A 9,550-nucleotide genomic window follows, 5' to 3' on the forward strand; every position below is an offset into this window, starting at 1 on the left:
TCTCATGAATTTCGCCATTCTGAATGCGAGAGAGAAGGCTGTGCGACTGACGGGCACTGGCCTCAAGAGCAGTGATCTCTTGGGATGCTGGTATCTGCAAACGGTTTGGTCGAAAGGAGACCAGAAAGCCAACCCGTTTAGCAGCTGGATGCTGAGAAGCCTGGATGCCCGCCTCATGATCAACGCAGAGTTAGGGGACAACTGCAGAGAGTTGCGTCTTTCTAACGCCGTCAACTTGGGGCCTGTTGAACTTAAATTTCAAGGCCCAGGTTTGTTGAAAGGGAAGCGCCCATTACTGATCTTTCACTTTGACTCGCTAACGCTGCGGATTGGTGGAATTGTCTTGCTCAAAAAAGCATTGCCCGCTCCAGAGAAAAAGCGCACTCCTTTTTTTGCTCTGATCGAACGCAATCCTGATGGCTGGATGGCAGCCCGTGGACGGGGTGGCGGACTCGCGCTCTGGACACTCAAGGATTAATCCTTTGTTCTTGCCATTGCGTGGAAGACAACCACAGACGTCGCACGTGCGGGTGCGACTTGAGATCGAGCTGCTCAATGCGATGCAAGGAAATCCGAAGAAGGCGCAAATGCTCTGGCATCGCTGAATCCTCTGACACTTCCTGAGGCCATGGACCTTGAGGATCAAATGGATCACCGGGAGGGGGCCAGGCCCAGACTGCTCGACCAGAAGGTGAGAGTCGCTTCCACTCTGGATTCAAAGCCACAGAATCATCTGCGGCAGAGATCAGTCTTGCCGTTCCACGGAGGCGAAACTGCTCGCGAGCCTTACGAAACAACCAGCACAACTCCACCTCAGGTGTTCGTTCAATCTCTAAGCACTTCTCACTGCGGGCATCAGTTAGCAGGTCCATCGTCGCCGCCGCACTCCAATCGCGGAAAACGAGCGTTCGCACTCTTGGACAACCATCAACCGCAAGACTTGCAAGCTGCACCCAGCGACCACCCGGTGAACGACCTTCCCTCTTGCGTGCCGCAATCAAGAGTGGTCTCCAAGGAGGGAGGGACTGCGTTGCATCCATATCAGTGCTCAATGTCCAGCCAAGGATCAAGAAAAGTAAGTGGCTTATTCATTGTTTCCGAGAAGCCCAAGATGCCCTGGTCGCGATGAAAGTAGAGAACTGAATCATCCTCGTCCAACAGAAATGTGCCGCCTCGCTGAGTGATGTAAGCGTTGTTGGGAACATAAGTTCCCCACTTTGTTAGCACTTCATTCATGTTGCGAAGACGAACCGTGGCCAGCTCGAACGGGCGTAGAAACCCGCTTCCCCCAGCCAGGCGAAACAAAGGAGAGTCTTCAAAACGAGCGGGAGCATTGCGGTCTCCCATATATCCCCTCAGAACTTCAGCAAGAGTGCCAGGGGAACCAATCCCTGCACACATCAACAGAAGAGATGGCCAAGGGCCTCCAGCAGCTTGAAGTCCTGGTGAAAGACCAACACTGCGATGCAGATCCGCATCGGGAACCACCCGAAGCTGAGACCTTGGAAATCCTGTAAACACGCAAAAACGATCAGCACCTGCTTGATCTCCGATCGCAATACCCAACGTCTTGATCCCTGCGTGCTCCAAACGAGAAAGCGCAGGCACAAGGGCTTGGGCATATTCCATTGAGTCGAAATCACCCAGCTGTGTGAACAGCAATACCAAACGCTTGGAGCCTGATTCCATGCCAGGAATTTGCTGGAGGTAAGCGCGTATGGCTTCTGGTGCTTTCATATTCGATCAAGCCTTAACGGAGTCATTCGATACTGAGATCTCAAGCCTAAGCAAAATTGGATCCGATCTCCTAATTTAAAAATTTCATGCACCAACTCAGGATGTAGAAAACATCATGGGAAAGACCAAGCGATTGCTGTTTGCACCATCAACAGCAACCCAAAAAGATTCGCGTGTATGACATTTGACTGATCAGATTTGAATCTTCCTAAATACAATCAATTCCCCCTAGCCATGGCAACTTTTCAATGAATTTTATTGGTGCAATCACTTCGCCTGTGCTGAATCAGCACGCGTTTCAACAAAGTGATTAAGTCTCATCACTGCGTAATCCAAAATCCGAGATCATTGACAGGATCGCTTCTTCAATCTCTAACTCTTCTAACCGCCACTGCTTGGAGGAAGCATTCGGAATGTCAATGCGCTTGTAAATGTGACCATCAGTCACAAGGTACTGGCTGGGATCAACCATTTTTTTAGAGGTGACAATCAAGGCGAGGTCTCCATCCACAATCCAAATCTGATCGGACCATGCAGGGTGTCACAAGGGTTTGTCTTGGGGAGCACATCAAGACTGGCTGGCCTCCCCCGACCACCAGCCACGATCACAAGCCATGGAGGGCGGGCGATGAGGACTGAGAATCGTTAGCCACAGAGCGATGATGACCCATCCATGAATGCAGCATTCAGCATGAAAAGCCAACATCTTTACCTTCCGCTGCTGCTGCTTGCGCTCGGAGCATCCAGCTCAGTTCATGCCAGTTGCGACACCTTTTCAACCAAGCTGAGCAGGATTAATGCTGAAGAGGAAAAATCCTTCAAAGAAGCGCGAAAAAAGTACGTCCAAAAGAAATGTGGATCTCAAAGCCAATCCTGGATCGGAGGCGCGGCAGGCTCCAGACGATTTCAATATTTAAATTGCAAACTCAGTGCGAGGAACAGCGACGCGTTCAAAAAAGAATGGGCTGTCAATGCTGCGAGTTGGCAGGCCAAGCGAGAGAAAGTAAACATTGAGCTCCTCTCCTTGAGTTGTACTGAATGATTGATTCCACAACACCAACAAGAAAGGCCAGTGCAGCGTTTAAAACCAGTTTCTTAGCAACAGACTCAAACAGAACTGGCTTGACCTTTCAAAGAAACGCCAATGCACTCGCCTCTTCCCCAGGAAGAAATATCCAGGATCGATCCAGGCAGCCTGATTCAGCTTTAGCCAGCAACAACCTCGGCGTTGACGCGCGCAACCAACTCAACTAGAACGAATGTACCAGCGACAGACTCTTGGCTCCGAGCTCGCCCTATGCCACTTTCCAGGCTGAAGCGTGGATGCATGACTCTGTCATCAGCCCTCGAAAGACATGCCACACCAGGACTGGATCCAGGACCCCAACTCCACTGACACGAAACGGTTCCACCCCGACGAAAAGAGTTGGGGCCGTGATCCACACGTCTTCGTGGATTCAGGGCGACCTCTTTCAGGTGACCCTCCCCTGTTGAAGACGCGTGTCCATTTGAGCCAGCAAACAGCTAATCAACTTTGGCGAGAACTCTTACGCGTCGGATGGCGACCCTGCAGCCCACAGTGGAGTCCAGACTCAGACATCTGAGCTTCCTCTATTACCAGTCAACGCTGCATTCGGAATGCCTCATCCAAAGCGTTTAACCAAATTGGTAATGCTTGCGGACAGGTTGGTGAACCTCCCAAGTGCAGCTCATTCCCTTTGGAAACACAACAAGATCTCCAGCCCCAAAGCGGACCGGCTCGCCCCCATCCGGGGTCACCGTTACGTCCCCGTCCAGCAACAAACAGGTTTCACTCTGGTCGTAAGTCCAGGGGAATGTGCTGATGTCGCAGCCCCAAATCGGCCAGTCGCGCAACCCAAGAGCCAGGATCGTGCTCTCGGGGCAAGTCGATGTGACGCTGATCATCACACTAATTAAGCAGACTTTCTCAGACTCGCTGATTTCGGGGCGCCTGACCATCCCCAACAAGCAATCCACGCTGCCAACGTGATGTTTGTCGGAGCAAAAGACCGCTGAAACCAGCAAGACCGACACCCAACCAAAGCAGCCAACTCAACTGACCGGCTCCAATCAGGACAGCAGACAGCCACAGCGATCCCCAAAGCCAAGGCCGTAGCGAGCGAATGCGACGCAGTGCAACCGAACAGCTACGGCAGTGCTTGGTATGACTGTGATATCGGTCCATTAAGGCTTCCACCTCTTGACGAGGTGGAAGCGGTCGACCGGCAAAGGGGCCCCCACCTTGGCGGTTAACCCAACGATGCAGCGCCTTGACATATATATCGGCTGATGTTGGGAGGACAAAGGCCTGTTCAGCGGCAGCACTACCACCAGCGGTTTCAAGGACCCGTTCTTGCCAGTGCAGGAACACCTGATCGTCTTCCAAGACCTTGTGGTTACCGATGTGCTGTAACCAGCGAGGCCGAAGTCCCACCAAGAGACGAGGAGCAGCTGCCTTGAACTGAAAGGGAAACCGAGCAAACAAGCGACATTTCCCTCTGCTAATCGGTACGGCATAAACCACCGTCAGAATCCGCGCAAACCCCTTAGCCGTGAGGTCGTGCCACATCAGCTGGGGAGCTCGAAAGTGCGTGTCCTGTGAGCCGAGCTTTCCCCTGCGAGGGCCTTCCTGCCAAAACGCTTCAAATCCTTGCGAGTCCTCGCGGGTAATCACCGCCTCCACGGGAGACGCATTCTCCCTTTTGCCCACGGTGCGGTGATGGGTGAATGGGACATGACTCACATCCAAAACATTTTCAAGAAGGGTGAGGGCATCCATCGGCAAATCGCGGAAGGTGTCCTGCACGATCCAGCCATCTGCCCAACCATCTCCTTGCTCCTGAAGAACGGGAACCAAAGGAAGTGCTGCAGAGTCAGCAGCTGAAGCGGTGCCACTCCAGACAAACAACAACCCCTGGCCTGTTGCTGTAGGAAAACTTCCACAACCCGTTCGCTTGGATTCCGAGCGAGCTCGCTCTCCCATTTGAGGGATCGCCCGGCAGGTGCCCTGCCCATCAAAACTCCAACCGTGATAAGGGCATTCCAATTGACCAGCCTCATTAATACGACCTTCACTGAGAGGAACTAGTCGATGAGGGCAGACATCTTCAAAAGCCCTCCAACATTGGCCTGGAGCATCCCACCACAACACCAGGTCTTGCTCAAGGAGGGTGAATCGCTGGGGACGGGTCCGGTCAAGATCGCGCAAATAGGCCACAGGCCACCACTGTTCACTCCAGCTGGGGTGCATGGCTATTGCACGACTGACGACATGATCGTCGGATCATGATCCGTGACGTGAGGAGAAATACCGAACCGAGCAGATTGGTCGTTCAGAGCAAGTCAAGCTGACTCCAAAGCGCGCGATCATGGAAGAAAGGAGAGTATTGCTGCCCCTGCCTCTGCAGTGCTCAATGCGATAACCATCCGCTCCCTTCAACCTTTGATCAACTCCTAGACACCTTTTCTATGGTCTTGACCGTTTTTTCATTCCTTCTGGCGCTGTTTCATTTCGTCGGGCCGATACCTACCGATCTGGGCATCCATCAAGGTCAACTGAGTCCATGTGAATCACCCGCACACTGCGCTCAACTTGAGTGGGAGCGAAATGATCCGATCGGAAGCCTGAACGAACTCGCCAAAGTCATCCAACAAACCCCACGATCCGAGATCGTCGAACAGCACACGAACTACCTCCATGCAACGGCCAGCAGTCAGATCTTCGGCTTCGTTGACGATCTAGAGCTCTATGCCGATACGGCACGTTCCGTTCTCCAAGCACGCTCAGTTTCAAGACTTGGAGAATCAGATCTTGGCGTCAACGAACAACGTCTCCGAAGCTTGGAGTCTGTCTTGTCCAAGCAAGATTGATTGAGATTGTGTGGTGTTCAATGTCACGCGACCACGTTGATCAGTGCACCTCGGACACAGACAAGGGGCGTAGTCATGCAAGCTGGCATGGTGCTGAACTGGTCGATAACTCGGGCGCATGCGTCATCCGCTTAGGACTGTTTTGACGCATCAATGAAACACTCACCAGATCTGCCAATTCATTCTGAAATGGTGGTTATCAATGCTTCAGCAGTCCATTTTGACTTAGATCAGTCTTCTCTCAGACCAGTTGGTCGGCTAAATCAGCCGCACTTTGCAGAGCTCCTTCAGCCATGCCAAAGCCTGGGCCGGCGATCCAATCTCCACAAAAGCCAACCGAGCTGAGCTCGCACCATTGAAGGGACTTGGGGAGAGGGTAATCCAGAGGCTGAGATGCTCCCCAGCGCATCACCCCCAAGGAACGGGCCAAGGGAAGTGCCTGAGCTAATTCGGGCCAAGGCCTCAATAATTGAGTTAGAGCCTTACGTTGACGTGATTCCTGCTCCAACAACAAACCTGGTTGGCTAGCTGGCGTGATCGGGGATCCGTCGTCTTTACCGTGGGCGACTAAACCCAGCCTTCGATCGCGCTGACGATGGAGAACAATCCGTTCGATGCCAAACCTTTCTTGGGCATCAGATGTCAACCAAATTTGCCTAGGAAGATGGTCGGTACAGCGAGGTAATTCGAGCATCAAATTCCAGCGCACCGATGCATCCATCTCAGATATTTGCGCGAGTGCAGCGTCCAATAAGGGATCGACATACAGCGGAACTGCCGAGCGCAATGGAACATCGGGCCAACCCAACATCGCTAGAGAGCGAGGATGAGCGAGAAGATTGCCTGTGACCACCAAAGAGCGCGCCCGTCGTCGACCTGAGAAACACCACCATCCGTTCTCTCTGCGCAAGCTAGAGATTCGTTCTCCAAACGCCCCTTGGGTTTTAGAACCAGCAGCCCGCAGGAAAGCTTCCGGCACGGACGACATGGTTGGCACACCACGAAAACGCGGACCCTGGAGCAGTGGATGCTGAGGTGGGTCAACAAGACAACCCGTCTCACTCAGCCCAACCACAAGTCCTAGATCGGGCTGAACAATCCCTTGATCCAGAAGAGGATTCCACAGTTCAGCAAGAGAGCCCTGCGGTGGTTGACTGAAGCTGAAACAAGGAGCTCCATGGTCAAGGCGCCAGAGCAGGTCATCACGTCGACGCCTCGTCGCCGCTCGACCACCCGGACCTCGACCAGCCTCTAGTAGCAATATTGAGCCGTCAAAACCGCGTTGGCGAAGCGCGGCAGCAAGACCTGTGCCGCCAAGACCCGCTCCGATCACAGCAAGATCAACGTCTAAGTGCTGAGAATCACCCAATAAGGTCATGCTTGTGAAGCGCAAAGGTGGCAGAACGATGTCAAAGCGAATCTTCAAAAACGCCATGCCCATTAAGTCTGGGCCTTACGGCGATCCACCGCGCACAGCGCGTCGGGACTACTTCGTTGTTTTGTTGCTGTTGCTGTGGCGTATGCGCTACGACCTCTTGCTGTTAGCAGCAATTGGCACTCTAATCTTGACCGAAACAGTGCCTACAAATTGGCAACAAAGCGGCAGCTTAGTTTCAATTATGGGAATCACGGTTTCAATCTTTATAGGCTTTAGAAATACTCAGGCCATTGGCCGCTGGTGGGAAGCACGACAATTATGGGGCAAAATCGTTAACCAAAGCCGCAACTGGACAGACACTCTGGCAAGCCTCCTCCCAGAAGAAGAGTTAATGAGTACACAAGGACGAAATCTAGTGCGTTATCAAGTTGCGATGGTATGGCAGCTTAACTTTCAGTTGAGAAATTTTTACCATCACGATCTCAGATGTTTTCAAGACTACCTCCTGGAAAATCTAGGAATGAAGCCAAGCACCACTCTCAGGCAATTAGGGCAGGCCAGGGCAGTTGCTGTTCGTGAATTATATGAGAATAAAAAAATTAATGCTCGTGGCCGAGAGCAATTAATGAATATTGCAAACGCCACTGTTGATGCAATTGGCGGTCTAGAGAGAATTAGAAACACACCCTTGCCGGCAAGTTACGACGTATTTGTCCGCATGCTCAGCTGGATTTTCGGTTTTCAACTTTTGTTGAACTTCAAGATGGATGGCACATCCTTTGTCGGAAGCATCACAGGGATCTTGCTATTCCTAGGCTTTTTAATGGCAGAGCGTATTGGTGCCTACGTTGAGGGACCATTTGACGAAGATGGAAGCACATTTGCATTGCCTCTCAATGCAATCTGTCTGACAATTAGCCGAGACTTACTTGGAAATGAATCCGATTCATGTCTCCACCACTTTTCCAAAGATCCTGTTCGTTGGACATAGAAGTTAAAATTGAGATCACAAGCCATCATTGTGAAAAGTATCCACGCCAGAGAAAAATGACAGAGACAACAGGTCTTCAAGCAATCAATCCTGCCACTGGAGCAATCATTGCCACATATCCTTTAATGCATCAAGAGGAGATCATACAAGCCATAGAACAGGCGCATTCTGGATTCAAACAATGGAAACATTCTGCTTTTTCCGAAAGGTCAAAAGCCCTCACTCACGCCTCACAAGCCTTAAAAGCCAACAACGTTGCCTTGGCGGAATGCATCACCCAAGAAATGGGAAAACCCATTCAGCAATCATTTGCAGAAGTGGAGAAGTGTGCCTGGGTCTGCGACTATTTTGCAAAATATGGTCAACAGCACCTATCTGATGAAACGATCGAACTGGATCACAAGAATGCAATCGTAACAGCACAACCACTTGGGGTTCTATTTGCAGTAATGCCTTGGAATTTCCCGCTATGGCAAGCATTCAGGGCGATTGCCCCAGCCTTAATGGCAGGAAATACGCTCCTTCTAAAAGGTGCATCCAATGTGCCGGGATGTAGCAGGGCCATTCAAAATATCTTTGACAGCTGCGAAATCCCTAAAGGCGTATTCACGAATATGCCCATTCGATCAACGGATGCAGAACTGGTGATTTCCCATCCAAAAGTACGAGCAGTCACCCTGACAGGGAGTGAAGAGGCTGGTCGAGCTGTGGCATCGATTGCAGGCGCCAATCTAAAAAAATGTGTTTTAGAGCTAGGGGGTCAAGACCCCTACCTAATCCTTCACGATGCAGATCTTGATTTGGCAGCAGATCGTTGTGCAGCAAGTCGGATGCTTTGCTCCGGACAAGTTTGCATTGCAGCAAAACGATTGATTGTTGTCAATGATATTTACGATCAATTCTTTGACCTTCTGCAAGAAAAGTTGAATTCCTATGTCATGGGGGACCCCATGAATCCTGCATTCAATATCGGACCATTGGCACGATTGGATCTACGGCAACAAGTTCATCAGCAGGTTAAAAAAAGTATTGAACAGGGAGCAATACTACGCAAAGGTGGCGTTCTCCCTGAACAACAAGGCTGGTGGTATCCCATCACCATCCTCGAAGACGTCAAGCCGGGAATGCCTGCATTTGATGATGAGATTTTTGGTCCTGTGCTGAGCCTTGTGCGTGCAGAGCATGACGACCATGCGATAGAACTGGCCTCAGAGACACGCTTTGGATTAGGAGCTGCCATTTTTTCAGCAAACACCGCCAATGCCCAGCGAATCGCCATCGAAAACATTGAGGCAGGATGCATCGCGATCAATGATTTTGTACGAAGTGATCCTCGGGTTCCCTTTGGCGGGATTAAAGATAGTGGTTATGGGAGAGAGCTGGGTAAGCTTGGCATCCATGAATTCATCAACAGCAAAAGCATTGTTTGAGATTGATTGCCACGCAATCAACCAAAAACAATCAAGAGCCGTTAATAAGATGGGTGGCGACCCATTTTTTAATACGATTACAAGGATCAAGGATTTTATTCTGATAGCAGATTTATCGCATAT

General features: G+C 51.1%; 12 protein-coding genes. 6 read left to right on the top strand and 6 right to left on the bottom strand.

What is annotated here, in order from left to right; translation table 11 throughout:
- Positions 1 to 4 precede the first annotated feature (4 nt).
- Positions 5 to 478, top strand: coding sequence for a hypothetical protein (locus tag SYNC_RS08390; protein ID WP_041426608.1), 474 nt, complete (start codon positions 5 to 7; stop codon positions 476 to 478).
- On the opposite strand, the gene SYNC_RS08395 is transcribed toward SYNC_RS08390, so the two are convergent.
- From SYNC_RS08395 to SYNC_RS08405, 3 genes are all read right to left on the bottom strand, one after another.
- Positions 468 to 1,052: a pyridoxamine 5'-phosphate oxidase family protein gene (locus SYNC_RS08395; protein WP_369791609.1), complete on the bottom strand. Its 585-nt coding sequence runs from the start codon at positions 1,050 to 1,052 to the stop codon at positions 468 to 470. The two genes, SYNC_RS08390 and SYNC_RS08395, sit on opposite strands and share 11 nt — an antisense overlap.
- A complete protein-coding gene (locus SYNC_RS08400; protein ID WP_011619742.1) occupies positions 1,042 to 1,737 on the bottom strand; it encodes an AhpC/TSA family protein in 696 nt (231 codons plus the stop codon). Before SYNC_RS08400 ends, SYNC_RS08395 begins: the two co-directional genes overlap by 11 nt.
- A 310-nt stretch (positions 1,738 to 2,047) precedes the next feature.
- Positions 2,048 to 2,230 (bottom strand): hypothetical protein, encoded by a 183-nt coding sequence (locus tag SYNC_RS08405; protein WP_148201888.1) that lies wholly within the window; start codon positions 2,228 to 2,230, stop codon positions 2,048 to 2,050.
- Positions 2,231 to 2,410: 180 nt separating this feature from the next.
- Here SYNC_RS08405 and SYNC_RS08410 point away from each other — a divergent pair, with 180 nt between their 5' ends.
- On the top strand, positions 2,411 to 2,779 hold the full coding sequence (locus tag SYNC_RS08410) for a hypothetical protein (RefSeq protein ID WP_041426610.1): 369 nt from the start codon (positions 2,411 to 2,413) through the stop codon (positions 2,777 to 2,779).
- Between the two features lie 313 nt (positions 2,780 to 3,092).
- Complete coding sequence (locus SYNC_RS13850) at positions 3,093 to 3,341, top strand: DUF1651 domain-containing protein (protein WP_011619746.1); 249 nt, start codon at positions 3,093 to 3,095, stop codon at positions 3,339 to 3,341.
- Positions 3,342 to 3,393: 52 nt separating this feature from the next.
- On the opposite strand, the gene SYNC_RS08420 is transcribed toward SYNC_RS13850, so the two are convergent.
- Together SYNC_RS08420 and SYNC_RS08425 are read right to left on the bottom strand one after the other, a co-directional pair.
- Positions 3,394 to 3,717 carry a cupin domain-containing protein gene (locus SYNC_RS08420; protein WP_011619747.1) on the bottom strand — a complete coding sequence of 108 codons (324 nt, stop codon included), beginning with the start codon at positions 3,715 to 3,717 and terminating at the stop codon, positions 3,394 to 3,396.
- Positions 3,686 to 5,008, bottom strand: a complete 1,323-nt coding sequence (locus tag SYNC_RS08425) for a Rieske 2Fe-2S domain-containing protein (RefSeq protein WP_011619748.1) — start codon at positions 5,006 to 5,008, stop codon at positions 3,686 to 3,688. The genes SYNC_RS08420 and SYNC_RS08425 overlap by 32 nt, the downstream gene beginning before the upstream one ends.
- Before the next feature lie 218 nt (positions 5,009 to 5,226).
- Between SYNC_RS08425 and SYNC_RS08430 the strand changes: the two genes are divergently transcribed.
- Positions 5,227 to 5,628 (top strand): DUF1499 domain-containing protein, encoded by a 402-nt coding sequence (locus SYNC_RS08430; RefSeq protein WP_011619749.1) that lies wholly within the window; start codon positions 5,227 to 5,229, stop codon positions 5,626 to 5,628.
- Positions 5,629 to 5,869: 241 nt separating this feature from the next.
- On the opposite strand, the gene SYNC_RS08435 is transcribed toward SYNC_RS08430, so the two are convergent.
- On the bottom strand, positions 5,870 to 7,006 hold the full coding sequence (locus SYNC_RS08435) for an NAD(P)-binding protein (RefSeq protein ID WP_041426611.1): 1,137 nt from the start codon (positions 7,004 to 7,006) through the stop codon (positions 5,870 to 5,872).
- Between SYNC_RS08435 and SYNC_RS08440 the strand changes: the two genes are divergently transcribed.
- Both SYNC_RS08440 and SYNC_RS08445 read left to right on the top strand, forming a co-directional pair.
- On the top strand, positions 7,005 to 7,997 hold the full coding sequence (locus SYNC_RS08440) for a bestrophin family ion channel (protein WP_237699196.1): 993 nt from the start codon (positions 7,005 to 7,007) through the stop codon (positions 7,995 to 7,997). The two genes, SYNC_RS08435 and SYNC_RS08440, sit on opposite strands and share 2 nt — an antisense overlap.
- Positions 7,955 to 9,427: an NAD-dependent succinate-semialdehyde dehydrogenase gene (locus SYNC_RS08445; protein WP_011619752.1), complete on the top strand. Its 1,473-nt coding sequence runs from the start codon at positions 7,955 to 7,957 to the stop codon at positions 9,425 to 9,427. Before SYNC_RS08440 ends, SYNC_RS08445 begins: the two co-directional genes overlap by 43 nt.
- Positions 9,428 to 9,550 lie beyond the last annotated feature (123 nt).

It is taken from the genome of Synechococcus sp. CC9311, assembly GCF_000014585.1.
Lineage (GTDB): Bacteria > Cyanobacteriota > Cyanobacteriia > PCC-6307 > Cyanobiaceae > Synechococcus_C.